17 protein-coding genes are annotated in these 19882 nt (G+C 32.6%); 7 read left to right on the forward strand and 10 right to left on the reverse strand.

The genetic code is table 11. The annotated features are described in order from the left end of the window. The first annotated feature begins 28 nt into the window (after positions 1–28). The 5 genes from tatC (at position 29) to CF599_RS11220 (ending at position 7477) form a co-directional block, all read left to right on the forward strand. On the forward strand, positions 29–838 hold the full coding sequence (gene tatC, locus CF599_RS11200; RefSeq protein ID WP_121966127.1) for a twin-arginine translocase subunit TatC: 810 nt from the start codon (positions 29–31) through the stop codon (positions 836–838). 18 nt (positions 839–856) lie between these two features. Further along, complete coding sequence (gene lptB, locus CF599_RS11205) at positions 857–1597, forward strand: LPS export ABC transporter ATP-binding protein (RefSeq protein ID WP_121966110.1); 741 nt, start codon at positions 857–859, stop codon at positions 1595–1597. Between the two features lie 232 nt (positions 1598–1829). Further along, positions 1830–2615, forward strand: coding sequence for a polysaccharide biosynthesis/export family protein (locus CF599_RS11210; protein WP_121966111.1), 786 nt, complete (start codon positions 1830–1832; stop codon positions 2613–2615). Positions 2616–2619: 4 nt separating this feature from the next. Then, positions 2620–5019, forward strand: a complete 2400-nt coding sequence (locus CF599_RS11215; protein WP_121966112.1) for a polysaccharide biosynthesis tyrosine autokinase — start codon at positions 2620–2622, stop codon at positions 5017–5019. Positions 5020–5257: 238 nt separating this feature from the next. After that, on the forward strand, positions 5258–7477 hold the full coding sequence (locus tag CF599_RS11220; protein WP_121966113.1) for an NADP-dependent isocitrate dehydrogenase: 2220 nt from the start codon (positions 5258–5260) through the stop codon (positions 7475–7477). Between the two features lie 67 nt (positions 7478–7544). On the opposite strand, the gene CF599_RS11225 is transcribed toward CF599_RS11220, so the two are convergent. Beyond that, positions 7545–8243: a LytTR family DNA-binding domain-containing protein gene (locus tag CF599_RS11225; RefSeq protein ID WP_121966114.1), complete on the reverse strand. Its 699-nt coding sequence runs from the start codon at positions 8241–8243 to the stop codon at positions 7545–7547. Next, positions 8219–9220 (reverse strand): sensor histidine kinase, encoded by a 1002-nt coding sequence (locus CF599_RS11230; protein WP_121966115.1) that lies wholly within the window; start codon positions 9218–9220, stop codon positions 8219–8221. Before CF599_RS11230 ends, CF599_RS11225 begins: the two co-directional genes overlap by 25 nt. 156 nt (positions 9221–9376) lie before the next feature. On the opposite strand from CF599_RS11230, the gene CF599_RS11235 reads away from it, so the two are divergent. Beyond that, positions 9377–11791 (forward strand): TonB-dependent receptor, encoded by a 2415-nt coding sequence (locus CF599_RS11235; RefSeq protein WP_121966116.1) that lies wholly within the window; start codon positions 9377–9379, stop codon positions 11789–11791. A 4-nt stretch (positions 11792–11795) separates the two neighbouring features. Continuing rightward, positions 11796–12641: a DUF4249 domain-containing protein gene (locus tag CF599_RS11240; RefSeq protein ID WP_121966128.1), complete on the forward strand. Its 846-nt coding sequence runs from the start codon at positions 11796–11798 to the stop codon at positions 12639–12641. Positions 12642–12677: 36 nt separating this feature from the next. Here the strand turns inward: CF599_RS11240 and recN are convergent, their stop codons facing one another. The 8 genes from recN to CF599_RS11280 form a co-directional block, all read right to left on the reverse strand. Next, positions 12678–14333 (reverse strand): DNA repair protein RecN, encoded by a 1656-nt coding sequence (gene recN / locus CF599_RS11245; protein WP_121966117.1) that lies wholly within the window; start codon positions 14331–14333, stop codon positions 12678–12680. Positions 14334–14350: 17 nt separating this feature from the next. After that, a complete protein-coding gene (locus CF599_RS11250) occupies positions 14351–15235 on the reverse strand; it encodes a DUF4835 family protein (RefSeq protein ID WP_121966118.1) in 885 nt (294 codons plus the stop codon). After that, positions 15228–16436, reverse strand: a complete 1209-nt coding sequence (coaBC, locus tag CF599_RS11255; protein ID WP_121966119.1) for a bifunctional phosphopantothenoylcysteine decarboxylase/phosphopantothenate--cysteine ligase CoaBC — start codon at positions 16434–16436, stop codon at positions 15228–15230. The genes CF599_RS11250 and coaBC overlap by 8 nt, the downstream gene beginning before the upstream one ends. Before the next feature lie 17 nt (positions 16437–16453). After that, positions 16454–16768: a DNA-directed RNA polymerase subunit omega gene (locus tag CF599_RS11260; RefSeq protein WP_121966120.1), complete on the reverse strand. Its 315-nt coding sequence runs from the start codon at positions 16766–16768 to the stop codon at positions 16454–16456. Between the two features lie 14 nt (positions 16769–16782). Then, positions 16783–17589 (reverse strand): outer membrane protein assembly factor BamD, encoded by an 807-nt coding sequence (locus CF599_RS11265; protein WP_121966121.1) that lies wholly within the window; start codon positions 17587–17589, stop codon positions 16783–16785. A gap of 162 nt (positions 17590–17751) precedes the next feature. Continuing rightward, on the reverse strand, positions 17752–18267 hold the full coding sequence (locus CF599_RS11270) for a ferritin (RefSeq protein WP_121966122.1): 516 nt from the start codon (positions 18265–18267) through the stop codon (positions 17752–17754). A 13-nt stretch (positions 18268–18280) separates the two neighbouring features. After that, positions 18281–19162 carry a 4-hydroxy-tetrahydrodipicolinate synthase gene (gene dapA, locus CF599_RS11275; protein ID WP_121966123.1) on the reverse strand — a complete coding sequence of 294 codons (882 nt, stop codon included), beginning with the start codon at positions 19160–19162 and terminating at the stop codon, positions 18281–18283. Between the two features lie 15 nt (positions 19163–19177). After that, a complete protein-coding gene (locus tag CF599_RS11280; protein WP_121966124.1) occupies positions 19178–19687 on the reverse strand; it encodes a hypothetical protein in 510 nt (169 codons plus the stop codon). Positions 19688–19882 lie beyond the last annotated feature (195 nt).

The raw sequence follows: 19882 nt of genomic DNA on the forward strand, positions 1-19882 counted from the left end.
GGCAAACTCAAAAAAAACAATCAAGGAGATGTCTTTCCTTGATCACTTAGAAGAATTAAGATGGTTATTGGTTAGATCCTCAGCTTTCATCTTAGGTGGAGGTGTGGTCGCTTTTATCTTTAGTGATTTTATCTTTGATAAGATAATATTCGCTCCAAAGAAAAGTGATTTCGTTACTTATCAATTCTTTTGTAAACTAGCCCAACGATTTAATTTTGACCGTAGTTTCTGTTTAGAAGAATTACCATTCGAAATACAAAACAGAACGATGGACGGACAGTTCTCTGTCTTAATTTGGACTTGTATTTCAGCAGGTTTTATTATAGCAGTACCATTCATTTTATGGGAAATATGGAAATTCATTAGTCCAGCATTATATACTAAAGAGAAAAAATATGCTAAACTATTCATCGTAGTTTCATCTTTATTATTCTTTATGGGAGTTATATTTGGATACTATGTAATCACACCTTTATCTATCAACTTCTTAGCTAACTTACAAGTAAGTGATATCGTTAAGAATCAGATTGATATAAACTCATACATAGGATTAGTAAAGACTACTTCTATTGCCTGTGGTTTAGTGTTTGAGTTACCTATTATTATATACTTCTTATCAGTCTTAGATTTGGTTACCCCTAAATTCTTAAGAGACTATAGAAAATATGCTATCGTGTTAATTCTTATTATAGCTGCAGTTATTACCCCTCCAGATGTAGTAAGCCAAATCATTGTTTCTATTCCTTTATTAATTTTATACGAAGTGAGTATTTACATCTCTCATTTTGTTCAAAAGAAGAATAAAATAGAAAACAAGACAGTTAAACAAGTAGAATAACCTTATTACAGATTAGTTATGAAATTAAGAGCAGAGAATCTTATCAAGATGTATAAGAAAAGAAAGGTAGTTAAAGGAATATCTGTAGAAGTGAATCAAGGAGAGATCGTAGGACTTCTAGGACCTAATGGTGCTGGTAAGACTACTTCTTTTTATATGATCGTAGGATTAGTAAAACCAAATAGTGGTAATATTTATCTAGACAATACTAATATCACTGATTTCCCGATGTATAAACGTGCACAACACGGTATAGGATATCTAGCTCAAGAAGCTTCTATATTTAGAAAACTGAGTATAGAAGACAATATCTTAAGTGTGCTACAACTAACTAATCTTTCAAAAAAAGAACAAGTTGCTAAGATGGAGTCATTAATCAGTGAGTTTAACTTAGGTCACGTACGTACTAACCGAGGAGATGTATTATCAGGAGGAGAAAGAAGACGTACAGAGATTGCAAGAGCACTTGCTACAGATCCAAAGTTTATCTTATTAGATGAGCCATTTGCAGGAGTTGACCCTGTAGCCGTAGAAGATATTCAAAAGATCGTAGCTAACTTAAAAAACAAAAATATTGGAATCTTAATCACTGACCACAATGTACAAGAGACCTTAGCGATCACAGATAAAACATACCTTATGTTCGAAGGAGGTATTCTAAAGGCAGGTGTCCCTGAAGAATTAGCAGCTGACGAAATGGTAAGAAAAGTTTATTTAGGACAAAACTTTGAACTACGTAAGAAAAAAATAGTTTTTTAATTCAAATAAGGCGTCACTTTTACAGAATATACAAACAAATGCTAAAGTTATCTGTAAATAATCTCTTATTGTGTTTTTTATAAACAAAAAGACAGCAATAACTGACCAAACACTTTAGTTTTATCTATAGTAAGCTTTTGTCTCTACTCAGAAAAAACTATATTTGACACTTTTAATAGGAAAACCCTTTTTTTACACTACTTAGAAACTCTATATTTGCAAAAAAATAACAATGAAAAATAAAATTGCACTAAAGTTATCTCTTTTTTTAGGGTGTATGTTCCTTTTAGGTTCATGTGCTAATAAAAAAGACATTATATACTACCAAAACGTTGAAGATATTCTTTTGAAAGAATCAAATGAGAACAAGTTTGAGACACGTTTAAGAGCAGATGATTTATTAATGATTATTGTATCTGCTCAGGATCCTGAAGCAGCTGCACCATTCAATTTAATAAATACAATGACTGCTACTCCTAATAATCCTGCTGCAGGAGGTACTATGACACAACAACTATATCTAATAGATAGTCATGGTAACATTCAATTTCCTGTATTAGGGACAATAAAACTAGGTGGTAAGAGTAAAGAAGAAGCCATAGCGTTACTATCTAACCAAATAAGCCAATATATCACGAACCCAATCGTTAACTTAAGAATCATGAACTACAAAGTAACGGTTCAAGGAGAGGTTAACAATCCTGGTGTACATAAGATTGATAGCGAAAGATTAACTTTAGCAGAAGCAATCGCTTTATCAGGAGATCTAACTGTATATGGTAAACGTGATAATATTCTATTAATAAGAGAAATAGATGGTAGAAGAGTACCTATTCGTGTAGATATGACAAAGGCAGACTTTATGGTATCTCCATACTACTACCTTAATCAAAATGACATCGTATATGTAGAACCTAATAAAACTAAAGTTAACTCATCTGTAGTAGGTCCTAACTTAAGTTTAGCAATCTCTGCATTATCACTTTTAGTAACTATTATAGCTCTATCAATCAAATAAATAAATGGAAAACAAATTTGACAATCAAGAGAATTCTAATATAAACATCAGAGAAGAACTAGAAAAGTACTTAGTACATTGGAGATGGTTCTTAATAAGTGTTTTTATAACTGTAGCTTTAGCATTCGTTTATTTGCGTTATAGCCAAAAGATTTACTCTATCGGAACTTCTATCATCGTAAAAGATGAGAAAAGAGGTGGCGGTATTGCATCAGAGATGGCTGCTTTTGCTGACTTAGGGATGTTCTCTGGAGGAAAAAGTAATGTGGAGAATGAAACTCAAGTATTACAATCTAGAAGCTTAGCTGAGAAAACAGTTAGAAGATTACAGTTAAACATCTCTCACATCAATAATGATAGATTTGTTAAATCTGACTTATATAATAATAGTCCTGTTTCTATCAACTTCGTTGAACGAGTATTTGATTTTGATGATGTAGAGTATTCATTCTATATCAAAGATAGAACTGATACTACATTCTTATTACTAGATGAAGAAGAACAAGAACTTGGTACTTTTAAATATGATCAACCAGTAACAACTATACTTGGTAAATTAATCGTTACTAAAAATGCTCCTAAGAAAAAAGGTACATTAGATGCTCTTAAAAAAGAAGGAGCTACTGAAGATGTTAAAGAGATTTTAATCAAGATCACTCCTGTTCAGAAAGTAGTAGACTATTATGTCAAAGAAGTAAAAATAGCACCAACTGATAAATTCTCAACTGTATTAGAGCTTTCGTTGTTAAACGCAACTCCTGCTAAAGCAATAGATTACTTAAATACATTGATTACTTTATACAACGATGCTGCTATAGCAGATAAACGATTTGTATCAGAGAAAACATCAGAATTTATTGATTCACGTTTAGTTCTTATCACAGATGAACTAGGTGATGTAGAGAAAAATGTAGAAGGATATAAAGCTAGAAATAGTATTACTGACATTCCTACTGAATTAAAAATTCACTTAGAGAACGCTAACGTATACGAGAAGCAAATCATAGAAAATGAAACAGAGTTAAAAGTTGTTTCTTCATTGATCGAATTCTTAAAAAACAGCAAGCCTAATGAGTTACTACCAGGTAATATCGTAGCTACTGATGTTAGTTCAAACAGCTTAATCAATCAGTATAACACATTAGTATTAGAGCGCAACAAATTAAGTTCAAGTACTACTAAGTTAAACCCTGCTATCGTAAGAATCGAAGAGCAAATCAACTCGATGAAAGCTTCTGTATTAGAAAGTTTATTAAGAGCTGAAAGCAGCTTAAAGATTACACGTAGAGAACTATCTAGTAAAGAAAACGAACTACGTTCTAAATTATCACTTGTCCCTAAACAAGAAAGAGAATTTAGAATCATAGATAGACAACAAAAAGTAAAAGAAGCTATCTACTTATACCTTTTCCAAAAAAGAGAAGAAACAGCTATCGCTTTAGCTGCCACTGATCAAAATGCAAAAGTAATAGATGTAGCTAAAAGTTCAGATAAACCAGTATCTCCTAAAAAAGCTATTATCTTATTAGCAGCTTTAATATTAGGAGGATTAATACCTTTTGCTATTATTTACTTACGTAGCTTACTTGATACTAAAGTCAAGAATAGATTAGATATTGAAGAGAACACATCAGTACCATTCTTAGGAGATATTCCGCACTCGAATGACAATTCGAAAATCGTGGATATCGCTAGTAGAACAAGTACAGCTGAAGCATTGCGTATTATCAGAACCAACCTTGAGTTTATGCTTAGTGGTGTAGAAGAAGGTAATGCAAAGATGATATTCTTAACATCTACCTTCCCTAAAGAAGGAAAAACATTTACATCTGTTAACATTGCTGCTACAATAGCATTATCAGGTAAACGAACACTTCTTATCGGTTTAGATATCCGTAATCCTAGATTAGATGATTATATTATGTTACCTACTAAAGGGGTTTCAGACTACTTATTAAGAAAAGAGGATGATATTAACCAATATGTAGTTAAGATAGACGGATACGAGAATATGTATGCATTACCAGCAGGTACTATCCCTCCTAACCCAGCAGAGTTATTAATGGGAGATAGAATAGGTAATATGTTTGAAGAGCTTAAAAAACAATATGATTACATCATTGTAGATACAGCTCCAGTAAGTCTAGTTACAGATACATTGCTTATCGCTAAATATGCTGATACATTCATCTATGTAGCAAGAGCAAATTATCTAGACAAACGTATGCTAAGACTTCCTAATGATTTACATAGAGAAGGTAAGTTACCAAATATGTCAATTATCTTAAATGACACGGAAACTAATAAAGGATACGGTTATGGATATGGATACGGTTACGGTTACGGTCAAGATGCCGAAACAGATAATCGTTCATGGTGGAAGAAATTACTAAATATGAAATAATACCAAAGGTCACTCTTTTACAGGGTGACCTTTTTCATTAATATGACAAAATATTATATCAAAAAATACCAAAACAGAAATATAGAAAGTCACTATTCTCAAATTCATAATTCAACTCTAAAAAGACTATAAAGCCTAAGCAATAACATACATAATTAGTATATTTGCTTTATAAATTTCAAGGTTTAAACAAAATATATTTAACGATAATATTGTTTTCATTTAAAGTAGAAAAAAAATGACACAAAAATCAAAAATCCTTTACACGTTTACAGACGAGGCTCCAATGTTAGCTACGTATTCGTTTTTACCAATCGTACAAGCATTTGCTAAAACAGCAAATATTGACGTTGAGACAAGAGACATTTCTTTAGCAGGACGTATCCTAGCTACTTTTCCTGAATTCTTAAAAGAAGAACAGAGAATGGGAGATGCTTTAGCAGAATTAGGTGAATTAGCTAAGACACCTGAGGCTAATATCATTAAATTACCTAATATCTCTGCTTCTATTCCTCAGTTAAATGCTGCTATAAAGGAATTACAATCTCATGGTTTTGCTGTGCCTGATTATACTGCTGATGCAAAAACAGAAGAAGAAAAAGCAATCAAAGCTAAATACGCTAAAATTTTAGGTTCTGCTGTAAACCCAGTTCTTCGTGAAGGTAACTCGGATCGTAGAGCTCCGAAAGCAGTTAAAAACTACGCTAAGAAACACCCACACTCAATGGGAGCATGGGCAGCTGATTCAAAAACAAGAGTTGCTTCAATGGCTGAGGGAGACTTCTACGGAAGTGAAAAATCAGTTACTGTTGCTAACGACTGTCAATATAAAATCGAATTTATCAGTACAGATGGTTCGGTTAAATTACTAAAAGACTTTGCTCCATTATTACAAGGAGAGATCATTGATTCTTCTGCTCTTAATGTAAACAAACTAAAAGCTTTCGTATCTGAATGTAAAGAAGAAGCAAAAGCTAAAAATATATTATTCTCTACTCACTTAAAAGCAACTATGATGAAGGTATCTGATCCTATCATCTTCGGAGCTGTAGTAGAGGTTTATTTCAAAGAAGTATATACTAAGTATGCTACATTATTCGCAGACTTAGGTATCATTCCTAACAATGGATTAGGTGATCTATACGCTAAACTAGCAGGACACACTCAAGAAGCAGAAGTAAAAGCAGCTATCGAAACTGCTATTGCTAATGGACCAGCTATCGCAATGGTAAACTCTGATAAAGGTATTACTAACCTACACGTACCATCTGATGTAATCGTAGATGCTTCTATGCCTGCTATGATCCGTACTTCAGGTCAAATGTGGAATGCTGAAGGTAAAGCTCAAGATACATTAGCTATCATTCCAGATAGATGTTATGCAGGTGTATATGAAGCTGTAATCGAAGACTGTAAAGCAAATGGAGCATATGATCCTACAACAATGGGTTCTGTACCTAACGTAGGTCTTATGGCTCAAAAAGCTGAAGAATATGGTTCTCACGATAAAACTTTTCAAGCTGAAGCAAATGGAGCTATCCGTGTAACAGATGAAAAAGGAAATATCTTCTTCGAACAAAATGTAGAAACAGGTGATATATTCCGAATGTGTCAAACTAAAGATGCACCAGTTCAAGATTGGGTTAAACTAGCTGTAAACCGTGCACGTTTATCTGAAACTCCTGCTATCTTCTGGTTAGACGAAAACAGAGCTCACGATAGAGAAATAATCGCTAAAGTAAATACTTACTTAAAAGACCACGATACAACTGGATTAGACATAAGAATCTTAAATCCTGTAGATGCAACTAAACTATCTGTAGAAAGAATCCGTCAAGGTCTTGATACTATTTCTGTATCAGGAAATGTATTACGTGATTATTTAACTGACTTATTTCCTATCTTAGAAGTAGGTACATCTGCTAAAATGCTATCTATCGTTCCGTTAATGAATGGTGGTGGTTTATTCGAAACAGGAGCTGGAGGTTCTGCACCTAAACATATCGAACAATTCATCGAAGAAGGATACTTACGTTGGGATTCATTAGGAGAGTTCTTAGCATTAGGAGCTTCTTTTGAGCACTTAAGTCAAACTCTAAACAACACTAGTGCAATGGTACTAGCAGATACATTAGATGAGGCTACAGCGAAGTTCTTAGATAACGATAAGTCACCTGCACGTAGAGTAGGATCTATAGATAACCGTGGTTCTCACTTCTACCTAGCAATGTATTGGGCAGAGGCGTTAGCTAATCAATCTAAAGATGCTGAATTAAGAGCTAAATTCGCTCCAATAGCTAAAGCTATGGCAGAAAACGAAGCTAAAATAAATGAAGAATTAATAAGTGCTCAAGGTAAAACGCAAAATATCGGTGGATACTACCAATCAAATGTAGTTGAAACAGCTAAAGCAATGCGTCCTAGTACTACGTTAAACAATATAATTGATACTATCTAATCATAGTATTCTAGGCTAAAACTAAAAAGGTCATCTGTAATAGATGACCTTTTTTTATATACTAAAACTATTGATCTAATAGAATTTGATACTTACGACCTATAGGGACTTCATCTTCATTAACAAGTACTAATTTACTCATAAAACGTTCTTTTATATGTTTCTTATTAATAATGAACGAACGATGTATCTGCACGAACTCCTCACCTGTTAGTTCTGTTTTAAAACCAACCAATGATCCATATACAAAGTAACTTTTGCGTCTACTCTTTGTAAATATCTTAATATAGTTACCGGCACTCTCTATATATATAATATCATTCATATCGATAAAGTAATCAAACCCATCCTCCTTCACTAAAACACTATGAGGTAGGCTCTTTTTGATATTATCTTTTCTCTCTTTACAAAATATCTTAGCCTTTTCAACAGCTTTTAAAAACTTACTAAATGATATTGGCTTTAAAAGATAATCAACAGCATCGTTTTGATATGATTCTAAAGCAAACTCAGAATAGGCTGTTGTAACTATCGTTGTTGGCTTTACAGGAAGCATTTCTAATAACTCTAAACCTGATACTAAAGGCATATTAATATCTAAAAATAAAATATCTACCTCATTAGTCTGTAAGAAAGTTAATGCCTCTTTGCCACTATAAGCGTGGCCTATACATTCTAAATCTTCACATTGTTTAATATGACTTAGCAAAACCTGATGTGCAGGCTTCTCATCATCAATAATTAAACATTTGTAGGTAATTCCCATAATTCTAAAGTGGTTTTATAATAATTTTTTGATTTGCTCTTCTTAAACTTATATTTAAGTTGAGACACTTCTAATCGTCTTTCTAAATTTAATAATCCCAGTCCTGTTCCCTTTTGTATCATCTCATCAGACAAGCAGCTATTCTCTAGCTCAAAATACAAGTGATTCCCTTGAATCTTTCCCCGAAGCTTTATATAAGGTGCATCTGTCTGAAGACTAAACTTAATTGCGTTCTCTACTAAACTAAAATACAATAAGGGGGGTAATTTATGTTTATCTATTTCACCTTCAAATTTTATATCTACTAATAAGTCATTGGTTCTGAATTTATAATAATTAAAATACTCATTAATAAATTCAATTTCTTGATATAAAGCAACAAACTCTTTTTTAGTTGCTTCAAGTTGATATCTCAAAAGCAAAGAAAGTTGTAGAATCCGCTCAGGAGTCTCACTAGGATTAGTTAAAGCTTCCCCATATAAATTGTTCATAGCATTAAGAAGAAAGTGCGGGTTTAATTGCATCTTTAGAAAGTCTAGTTCTGCTACTGTACTAATCAAACGCTTCTCTCTAACGGTAATATCATTAAACAACCACAGATGTATGAAGTAGGTTCCTGTACCTAAAAAAGCAAGAAACACAATGTTAACAATTTCGATTAACCAAGAATCAAAATCACCATTTTGCATATTTAAAAAAGCAGTACCAATAATAGCCGCAGACCAATAACAAAGCATTAAAGGCAAAAAGATATTATATCGTTTCGTAATCAGATATCTCTTAATTAAAACAATATTACTAATCAGAATACATCCATAAACAATAAAAATCGAAGGCAAGACTTCTTCCCAAATTTCCATTAAAGAGCGATCTCTCTTATCCACAGAAACTGCAAAAGTAAAAACACTGATAAGTAGAATGATGACTACAACATTCCTAACCCAAAAATTAGAATAAAACTTCCAAAGTGACTTCATATAAACAAAAGTAAAGAATCAATTAGCATTAGTCGAGGTGGTACATACTATTTATTTGAATGCCATTAAAATAATACCTACTCCTCGTGCGTTTAATTTAACGAATAAGCACTTCACCTTGTTTATTTTTGCATTGAAACTTAATAATAAAACCGAATGAATACTAACAAAAAGTTTACCAAATACACATTAGGGTTACTTCTTTATGCTTTCACAATTCCCCTACACTTGCAAAGTGTAAAAGCAAAGGTTATAGAAGAACAAGCTCAACCTACCCTTAAAGGAAAAGTAACAGATCAAAATACTCCTCTTATAGGAGCTACTATTCTTATTCAAGAGCTAAATAAAGCTGAAATGACTGATGAGAATGGAGAATTCTCATTCAATCTTCCTACAGGTAATTATACATTAATAGTATCATACCTAGGATATGCTAGTAGTACAAGTAAAATAGACCTAAAAGCATCCCAGTCTATTAATATCAAACTAAAGCAAGATAGTTCTCAACTGAATGAATTAGTTATAGTTAAGAATACTACTAAAGCAGACATTAGAACTCCTGAGATGAGTGTCAATAAACTATCTATAGAAGAGGTAAAAAAGATGCCTGCGGTATTAGGTGAAGTTGATGTTCTTAAATCTATTCTATCCTTACCAGGAGTAACTAATGCCGGTGAAGGAGCTTCAGGATTTAACGTTCGCGGTGGTAGTGCAGGACAAAATCTAATACTCTTAGATGATGCTAATGTATTTAGTTCTTCTCACTTATTTGGTTTCTTTTCAATATTTAACTCAGATGCGATTAACGACCTAAAACTATATAAAGGAGGTATTCCTGCACGATTTGGAGGAAGAGCTTCTTCTGTATTAGAAGTCTTTCAAAAAAATGGTAATACCAATGAATATCATGGTACAGGAGGTGTTGGAATTATTTCAAGTAGATTAATGGCTGAAGGGCCTATTCAGAAAGGAAAATCTTCATTCTTAGTTGCAGGAAGAGCTTCATATGCGCATTTATTTCTAAAACTAACAGATAACAACAGTTCTGCTTATTTCTATGATTTAAATACTAAATTAAACTTCGAATTAGACAATAAAAACAAGATTACCTTCTCAGGATACTTTGGTAGGGATGTCTTTAAGTTTGCAAATTTATTCGAAAACAACTTTGGAAATACAGTGTTGAATACCCAATGGCATCATTTGTTCAAAGATGATTTAAGTAGTAAGTTAACGCTTACTTATAGTGATTATATGTATGGATTTGATATGGATTTATTGAAGTTTAAATGGGATTCTAGTATTAAAAACTATCAATTGAAGTACGATTTCACACAAGATATCAACACTAATCTTCAATTAAAATATGGTATCAGCGCCCTTTATTATGATTTCTCGCCCGGAACGATGAAACCTACACGCTCTGATTCATCAATAATCTATAGAAAATTAGATTCAAAGTACGCATTTGAAGGAGGGGCATATTTAGAAGCTGAACAAAGTATAGGTCAACATTTCAGCCTAAATTATGGTGCAAGATTTTCAACTTTCTCTAACATAGGTAAACAAGATGTTAATCTGTATCAAAATAATCAACCAGTAAGATATGATAGTAATTTAGGACTATATAAAATGGCTGATGTAATAGGTAAAGAATCTTATAGCAAAGGAAAAAGTATACAGAACTATAATAACTTTGAGCCACGCTTAGGACTAGCATATATCCTTAATGATGATCAGTCTATCAAAGCTAGCTATAATAGAATGGCACAGTACATTCATTTAATGTCTAATACAGCTGCTCCTACTCCATTAGATATTTGGACACCTAGTAGCCAATATATCAAACCAGAGATTGTTGATCAAGTTGCACTAGGGTACTTCCAAAACTTTAAAGAAGGTAAGTACAGCTTAGAAACAGAAGTATTCTATAAAAAAGGAAAGAATAGAATAGACTATATAGATGGAGCTCAACTAATAGGAAATGACGCAATAGAACGCGTTGTATTGGTAGGAGAATCTAGAGCTTATGGTCTAGAGTTATTAGTTCGTAAAAACTTAGGTAGACTTACAGGATGGATGTCTTATACTTTATCTAAGTCAGAACAACGCACACCAGGAAGAACAGCTGAAGAGCCAGGTATCAACAATGGTGAATGGTATAGAACGGCTTATGACAAAACACACGATTTCTCAGTTACAGCGATGTATGAGCTAAATCCTAAATGGAGTCTTAGTGCTAGTTTTACTCTACAGTCAGGGCGACCAACTTCATATCCTGAAGGAAGATATGACTACTTAGGTCAAAGTGTTCCTAACTTCGGAAAAAGAAATGCTTATAGCTTACCTTCATATCATCACTTAGATGTATCAGCAAACTATAGTCCTAAAGGTAATGCGCGTAAAAAATGGCAGAGTGAATGGGTTTTTGGTATTTACAATTTATATGGTAGAGCCAATGCTGCATCTATTTCATTTAGAGAAAATGAAGATCATAGAGGTCAGAACGAAGCTGTCAAGATGTCTATCTTTGGGATAGTACCAAGTGTTACCTATAACTTCAAATTTTAATCCAATGAACAAGATAATAAAATATATAGCTTTTCTTTCTTTAGCAATTACTCTAGTATCGTGTGAAGAAGTAGTACACATAGATCTACCTACTGCATCGCCTAGATTAGTAGTAGAAGGAAACCTTGACTTTACGTCAGCTACTCCTAATGATACCTTAGTCATTAAATTATCCTTAACAACTGATTTTTACAATCCTGTTACTCCTAAAGTTAATAATGCATTAGTATGGGTAGAAGATGGTGAAGGAAATAGACATGCTTTTAAAGAACGAAATAACACAGGTGAGTATATCTCTACTACAATTAAAAAGAATCTGATAAAGAACGACTATAAGCTACATATAGAATACAACAATGACATTTATGAGGCTACAGAAAAACTAGTAGAAACACCTAAAATAGAAAAAGTAGAACAAAGAAGAGAAAAATTCTTTGGAGAAGATTATTATACAATCAGAATCTATTATCAAGATGTTGTGAAAAAGGAAAATGAGTTGAACTACTATTACACAAACTTACTTTACAAAGACGACAAACCTATTCTAAGTGTGCGTTCAAATGAGTTTTCAAAAGGTCAACTTATTGAAGATATCTCTACTGACGAAGACTATGAACCAGGAGATCTTATTCAGATAGATCTACATCAAATATCAAGAAACTATTTTGACTATATGAACCTTGTCATTGGTGCTATAAATAATGGTGGAGGACCTTTTGAAACACCTGTTTCAAAAATAAAAGGAAATGTAAAGAATCTTACAACACCTGAAAAAGAAGCTTTAGGTTACTTCAGAGTTACAGAAAAACAAACTATAACACATAAAATTCACGAACAACCTAAACCATAATATAAAACAAAAGCCATCTATAAAAGATGGCTTTTGTTATTTTGATAGTAATTCTTTTGCATGTACTAATGCTGAATCACTGATTTCTTTACCTGATAGCATTTGTGCTATTTCTCGTACTCTTTCTTCGTAACTTAATAAAACTAATTGAGATGTTGTAGTCTCATCATTTGAAGTCTTAAATACCTTATAATGCTGTTTACCTTTCGCTGCTATCTGAGGTAAATGAGTTATCGCAAATACTTGCATATGATTACTCATATCATTCATAATCACTCCCATTTTGTCAGCGACTTCACCTGATACACCTGTATCAATCTCATCAAATATAATAGTAGGAAGATTTGAATAACGCGCTAAGATTGCTTTAATAGCAAGCATAATACGTGACAACTCACCACCTGAAGCTACTTTCTTAAGTATTCCAAAGTCCATTCCTTTATTAGCTGAAAACAACAATTGAAGTTCATCTTTTCCATTTGCTAAGAATCCTTTTGATATTGTAAAATCAAACTTAAAGTTTGCATTTGGAATACCTACTAATGCTAAGATCTCTAATAACTGTTTTACTAATACAGGAACAGCTTTTAGTCTTGTACTTGTTAGCTCATCTCCATAAGTATTTAAAACTGTTTCTAATGAAGTAATCTCCTTTTCTAATGAAGTAATTTTATCATCAATTCCACTAGCTAAATCAACGCGTTCTTCTAAGTTATCACGTAGAATAATTAATTCCTCTACAGTGCCTACCTGATGTTTTCTTTGTAGGTTATATAACAATTGAAGACGTTCATTAATCAGATTTAATTGTTCTGGATCAGCTGACACACTATCTAATTGACTTTCTATTTCATTAGATAAATCCTTCAATTCAATCTCAACACTAACTAGTCTATTATATAATTCTTCGTACTCTTTAGAGATAGAACTCGTTTTTTGTAGTAATTGTTTTACTTCTTTCAATTGATTACCTACTCCTACTTGATCATCTGTCAGAGCACCTATTGATTGTCCAAAACATTCTCTTACAAATTCTACATTATTAAGCTTATCATACTCTTGTTCTAATTCTAGTTGATCTAACCCATCTAATTTAGCTTGTACTAATTCATCTAGAAGAAAAGCATTATAATCTTGTTCTTTTAACAAATCAGCTTGCTGTTGAATTAACTCCTTTAACTGACTTTGAGCTTTTCTATATAAAACTAACTGTTCTTTATATTTGACCAATACTTTGTCATTACCTGCCACAGCATCTACTATCTGCATTTGATAATTCTCATCAGATAATTCCATAGTCTGATGTTGTGAATGGATATCTATCAAGTGCACTGTCAGCCTTTGCAAATCACTTAGATTTACAGGGCTATCATTTACAAATGCACGAGACTTACCCGAAGGCAATATCTCTCGTCTTATGATAGTAGTATCTTCATACTCTATCTCTAGCTCAGTGAATACCTCTTTTAGTCCATACTTCGCTACACTAAATGCTCCTTCTATAACACATTTTACTTCCTTATCCTTTAATGAAGATAGATCAGCACGCTTTCCTTCTAAAAGACCTAATGCACCTAATACAATAGATTTACCAGCTCCTGTTTCACCTGTAATAATAGAAAATCCATTAGAGAAGTCAATCTCTAAGGTATCAATTAATGCAAAATTCTTTATTGTTAATGATATAAGCATATTGTCTAGTTTTATAACTATAAACTATTCCATTTTAAGCCATTCAGCGGAGCTAATTTATTTAATAACTCTACTACTCTCTTTTTATTCTTATCTGTTACTCCTCCATAAATTCCAATCAATTCGTCTGTCTTTGAATCAAAAAAAACACGAGTCATAAAAGAATTTGGTCTAGAATTATTCAAATTCTCTAACGAAACCAAACCCTGAAGTATACCATCGCGCCCCTCATCTACACTAGTGCTCATTTTGTCAAGCCCTAAGCGATGATATTTATACAAAGCCTCTTTATAAGATGAACCTACTCCGGATGTTAAATCCGTAATAAACGCAGAACGAGTATTGTTACCATCCCCTTGCTTCCATCCACGATAATTAGATTGTTGTGCTAAAGAAGCAATCGTATTAGCTGTTTGAAGATACTGACTTCCTCCTCCTATACTAAAAGTCTCTGCATCTAACCCAATGATTAGATTAGCATAAAAACCAATTAGGGAAGTAAGATTGGAGTCATAAGAAGTAGGATTATAATACAAGGATTCGAATTCTATATAATTGAAGGTAATATCCTTGTCATTAAACATCAAAACTTGAGTTGAGTAACTTGAACTATAAACAGGTCTAGATGATTTTACTTGAAGAGTACCAGATACTGTATTGTTACCATAAGTAGTAACATTTAAAAAAAACATGCACTCAATCTTCTCCATTGGAGCAAACTTCTTAGATGTCCAACTAGTATTATTAATAAAGTCTTTAAGAGACTTCTCTAAAGATTTAAAGTAAGCTTGATTACTACTTCCTACTTGACTATAATTTACAGTTACTGTTGCATTTAATTCTTGAGCATAGCTACTTAGAACTATAAAAAACAAACCGAAAAGCCAAACAAGTTTATTCATAATGCTTAATTATCTTATCTATAATATCTTTTGCCACTGCTTCTTTAGGTTTTAACTCTAAAGGTTCTATATTAAATTTTCTATCTATAAAGGTAACCTTATTCGTTGGTTTTCCAAAACCAGCTCCTTCATCTTTTAAAGAATTTAAAACTATTAAATCTAAATTTTTCTTCGTGATTTTAGCTTTTGCGTTTTCTATCTCATTTTGAGTTTCTAATGCAAATCCTACTAAAAACTGATTGTTCTTTATAGCACCTAATGAAGCTAATATATCAGGATTCTTATCCATCTCTATTATAAACTCTTCACTATTCTTTTTAATTTTCTCTGTAGCTACTGTTTTTGGTCGATAATCCGCCACTGCAGCAGCTGCAATTACCGCATCTACATTTCCGAAATATTTATGACAAGCATTGTACATTTCTAAAGCAGACATAACATGCACCACTTCTACATTAGCGTGTGATATTTTTTGATTTGTCGGCCCTGTCACTAAAATAACTTTAGCTCCTTGTTTCGCTGCTTCAAAAGCAATATCAAAGCCCATCTTACCTGAAGAATGATTACCTATAAAACGTACAGGATCTATTGGTTCGTATGTTGGTCCAGCTGTTATAAGGAGTTTTTTTTCTTTTAAAGGCAAATTAGCATTAAACAGATTAGTAACAGACGTTACTATTGTCTCTGGCTCTGCCATTCTTCCTTTACCTATTAAACCACTAGCTAATTCTCCATCTTCAGCAGGAATAATAATATTTCCAAAGCTTTCTAATAAACTTAAATTTCTTTCTGTTGTGGGATGAACATACATATCTAAATCCATTGCAGGTGCAACCATTACAGGGCATTTTGCAGAAAGATATATAGCCATTAAAAGATTATCACAGTAGCCATTAGCCATTTTAGCTAAAGTATTTGCTGTTGCTGGAGCTATGATCATTAAATCAGCCCACAATGCTAAATCTACGTGATTATTCCATGTTCCTCCTTGATCACCTGCGTTGAAGAAGTTAGTATACGCGGGTTTCTTTGATAAGGTTGCCAAAGTATAAGGAGTCACAAATTGATGAGAAGCAGGTGTCATGATTACTTGAACCTCGGCACCTGCTTTTATTAGTAAACGTACTAAGTGAGCCGTCTTATACGCGGCAATTCCACCAGTTACACCTAGTATTATTTTTTTACCGCCTAAACTTGTCATCACTAGTATTGTTTTATTTAGTCTACTTTTTTGTATGAAACTTTACCTTCTAACCACTCTTCTACAGCTAACGCTTGAGCTTTAGGTAACTTTTCGTAAAATTTAGAAACTTCAATTTGTTCTTTATTTTCAAATACCTCGTCTAAACTATCATTGTAAGTAGCGAACTCCTCCAACTTGTCTACCAATTCATTCTTGATGTCAGTGTTGATTTGATTTGCTCTCTTAGCAATTATAGTAATCGCCTCATAAATATTCCCTGTAGGCTCTTCAATCTTACTTTTGTTGTAAGTAATCGTGTTTACTGGAGCATTTGTTTTCTTTAAATCCATCTCTTTCGCTTAAGTTATTTTGAAAATTTCGCTAATTCATCATTTATATTCCCAAGCATATTATCTGCTTGATTTTTGTATTTTGTCTCTGCATTAAATCGCACTAATACATCATACATTGATTTTGCTGTTTTAAGACGCTCTTCCATCTTATAATGAACACTATTCATTGCAAGTTTATAAGCAGAATCAAACTTATAGTATAATGCGTCTTCTTTATACTGAGTTCCTGGATAATCATAGATAAAGTTATCTAATGCGATAATTGCAGCACCATAATTTCTTGTCCACTCTCCGATAGTATTCAACTGTTTTGCATTCTCAAAAGTTTTCTGTTCTATCTTTTGATTCATCTCTGTCATAATTGTATTCGCTTCAAATACGTAAGTTGAACCAGGATATTGATCAATAAACTTCTGTAGTTTCTCTATTATCTCATAAGTAATTCTTTGATCTAAAGAATATACAGGTGATAAAGCTAAACCTGATTTAATCTCCATTAATAGAGCTTCTTCTCTTTTCTCACTTCTTGGATACGTTGCTGCGAAGTTTTTAAACCTTGGTGCAGATAATTCGTAATCTTTTGTCATATAAGTCGCCATAGCGAAGTTAAAAAACATATCTTCTGCTTTGGGATTTGCTCTATAAATACTCTCTAATTGCTCATAAAGACGAATTGCATTTCTATACTTTTTCTTCTCAAAAAATTGATTCGCAACTTCTTTTTTATACTCATTATCCTCTGTTTTCAAGGCCTTTTGCATAGGTCCACAGCTTGCAATTGAAAGCATTAGGATTGACAATCCAATATATTTTTTCATAAATGTTTTTCGTTGTTTTTGACAAAAGCATTTCCAAGATAGTCCTGTAAAAGCAAATGCAAATTTAAATTAATAATTGCATTATACAAAAAGCTTTTTAATATAAAAAGAAAAGATGTCTAAAATGACATCTTTTCCTATAAATCATTATATCTTAAACGATTAAATTGTAGCGTTAGTATTTCCTTGTTGGTTAAAATTTTTGATATCGTTATCAAATAAATACAAACCACCTTTATCATCTCCGATAAGGTTTATTTTATCTAAGATTGTACGTGCTGTAGCTTCCTCTTCTATCTGTTCTGCTACATACCATTGTAAGAAATTATGTGTTGCGTAATCTCTTTCTTCTAAAGCTACATGTACTAACTCATTGATACTTTGAGATACAAAAACCTCATGATCAAACAATTGTTTAAATAAAGCTTTAAACGAAGTATGATCTAACTCTGGTTTAGTCACTGCAGGAATAACCGCTTGACCTCCTCTTTGGTTAACATACTTTACTAGTTTTAGCATATGTTGACGCTCTTCATCAGATTGTGCAAACATAAATGTTGATATACCTTCGAATCCTTGTATTTCTGCCCAAGAGGCCATTTCTAAATATATTTGTGACGAATCACCTTCTATTTTTATCTGCTCGTTAAGCGCTTTTTCTAATTTTACTGATAACATAACTTTCTTTTTTTTAATTAAGCGATTTGTATTCTTTGTCTATTCGAGATGCTAATTCAGCATCAACTGAAACTAGAGGTAAACGCAATGTATTTCCCATTACACCTTCCACTTTTAATATCTCTTTTATTCCAGCAGGGTTACCTTGCTCGAATATCATATCTATAATAGGCATTAATTGATATTGTAGTTCAAAAGCTTCCTTTACATTTCCTTTTAAACCAAAGCGAATCATATCAGTAAATTTCTGTGGAACTCCTTGCCCAATAACAGAAATAACTCCTGCTCCACCTGCTAATACTAAAGGCAATGCTATAGCATCATCTCCTGAAATGACTAAGAAATCCTTACGCGTACTTTGACGGATAAGCTCCATTCCTTGCACCATACTTCCAGCAGCTTCCTTTATACCAATTATATTGCTAAACTCATTTGCTAACCGCACTACTGTACTAACAGCCATATTGCTCCCTGTTCTACCAGGAACATTATATAAAATAATAGGCAACTGACTCTTAAGTGCTATTTGCTTAAAATGCTGATAAATACCTTCCTGAGTTGGTTTATTATAATAAGGTGATACAGATAATATTGCATCAAATCCTTCTAAATTTTCTTCAGTTAATTCTTCTAATACAGCTTGTGTATTATTTCCTCCTACTCCTAATACTAATGGCAATCTTTGCTTATTAGCCTTTATAACGGTACGTTTGACTAATTGTTTCTCTTCGTTGCTAAGCGTAGCTGATTCTCCTGTAGTTCCTAATACTACTAGATATTCTACCCCTCTTGCTGTTGTGTATTCTACCAAATCCTGTAATGCTTCTACATCTACAGAAAAATCGTTTCTAAATGGCGTTACTAATGCCACTCCCGTACCAATAAGTGATTGCATAGTTATTTTAAATTATTAATGTTTAAAAACGTTTATATATTTATATAAATTCTCAATAAAATTGTCTACCTCCAGACTTTCTAATGCTAAACTAAAATGGTTTAGCGTTGTATTCTCACTCGAAACACCTACTTTAAATAAAGCGTTCGACTTTGCTGTCATCCACATTAACGAGACAGCCTTATTAGTATAATAACTAATTAATATGTCGAATCTTTTCTCTATAAAATCAAGTATCTCTATATTCTCAGTAGTTCCAGAAACAGTAAAGTCTTTCATTCCAAAACACCCCTCTTCTAATGCTTTTTTATTCTCAGAAGTGTAAATTAAAACTTTGATCTTAACACCACTTATCCCCTTTTTCTCAATTGCTTTGATTAATTCAGGAACATTACATGCATCTGATTTATTAACTAAGATCCCTACTTCTTTAAACTCATATTTAAAATCCGCAGGTAAGGCTCTTAATGTTGACTTTTCTACTACTTTACTGAGTGATCTTTTCTTTAAAGTATTAAACCACATATAAGTTACTATTTCTGTAAAGATACACAAATAGCTAAATACGCAATACTACTTTTAACATTGAATTATTGTATCAAATCATCAGTGTCCGATAAAAACTTTTATCGGAGCTTTTCATATCTATAATATGCTTTAAATCATCCTCTTAACTCGGATAACCGATCTTTACACCTGTAAATAGGTTATCCGAAGAAG

Origin of the sequence: Myroides sp. N17-2 (assembly GCF_002286775.1) — a bacterium.
Classification (GTDB): domain Bacteria; phylum Bacteroidota; class Bacteroidia; order Flavobacteriales; family Flavobacteriaceae; genus Flavobacterium.

Excerpts from the sequence above, each read along its gene's own strand:
- lptB (WP_121966110.1), top strand. The coding sequence starts at position 857 with ATGAAATTAAGAGCAGAGAATCTTATCAAGATGTATAAGAAAAGAAAG.
- CF599_RS11260 (WP_121966120.1), bottom strand. The coding sequence starts at position 16,768 with ATGGATTTAAAGAAAACAAATGCTCCAGTAAACACGATTACTTACAAC.
- CF599_RS11250 (WP_121966118.1), bottom strand. The coding sequence starts at position 15,235 with ATGAATAAACTTGTTTGGCTTTTCGGTTTGTTTTTTATAGTTCTAAGT.
- CF599_RS11225 (WP_121966114.1), bottom strand. The coding sequence starts at position 8,243 with ATGGGAATTACCTACAAATGTTTAATTATTGATGATGAGAAGCCTGCA.
- CF599_RS11280 (WP_121966124.1), bottom strand. The coding sequence starts at position 19,687 with ATGTGGTTTAATACTTTAAAGAAAAGATCACTCAGTAAAGTAGTAGAA.
- CF599_RS11210 (WP_121966111.1), top strand. The coding sequence starts at position 1,830 with ATGAAAAATAAAATTGCACTAAAGTTATCTCTTTTTTTAGGGTGTATG.
- tatC (WP_121966127.1), top strand. The coding sequence starts at position 29 with ATGTCTTTCCTTGATCACTTAGAAGAATTAAGATGGTTATTGGTTAGA.
- CF599_RS11265 (WP_121966121.1), bottom strand. The coding sequence starts at position 17,589 with ATGAAAAAATATATTGGATTGTCAATCCTAATGCTTTCAATTGCAAGC.
- recN (WP_121966117.1), bottom strand. The coding sequence starts at position 14,333 with ATGCTTATATCATTAACAATAAAGAATTTTGCATTAATTGATACCTTA.
- CF599_RS11235 (WP_121966116.1), top strand. The coding sequence starts at position 9,377 with ATGAATACTAACAAAAAGTTTACCAAATACACATTAGGGTTACTTCTT.
- CF599_RS11220 (WP_121966113.1), top strand. The coding sequence starts at position 5,258 with ATGACACAAAAATCAAAAATCCTTTACACGTTTACAGACGAGGCTCCA.
- CF599_RS11215 (WP_121966112.1), top strand. The coding sequence starts at position 2,620 with ATGGAAAACAAATTTGACAATCAAGAGAATTCTAATATAAACATCAGA.
- CF599_RS11240 (WP_121966128.1), top strand. The coding sequence starts at position 11,796 with ATGAACAAGATAATAAAATATATAGCTTTTCTTTCTTTAGCAATTACT.
- dapA (WP_121966123.1), bottom strand. The coding sequence starts at position 19,162 with ATGCAATCACTTATTGGTACGGGAGTGGCATTAGTAACGCCATTTAGA.
- coaBC (WP_121966119.1), bottom strand. The coding sequence starts at position 16,436 with ATGACAAGTTTAGGCGGTAAAAAAATAATACTAGGTGTAACTGGTGGA.
- CF599_RS11270 (WP_121966122.1), bottom strand. The coding sequence starts at position 18,267 with ATGTTATCAGTAAAATTAGAAAAAGCGCTTAACGAGCAGATAAAAATA.
- CF599_RS11230 (WP_121966115.1), bottom strand. The coding sequence starts at position 9,220 with ATGAAGTCACTTTGGAAGTTTTATTCTAATTTTTGGGTTAGGAATGTT.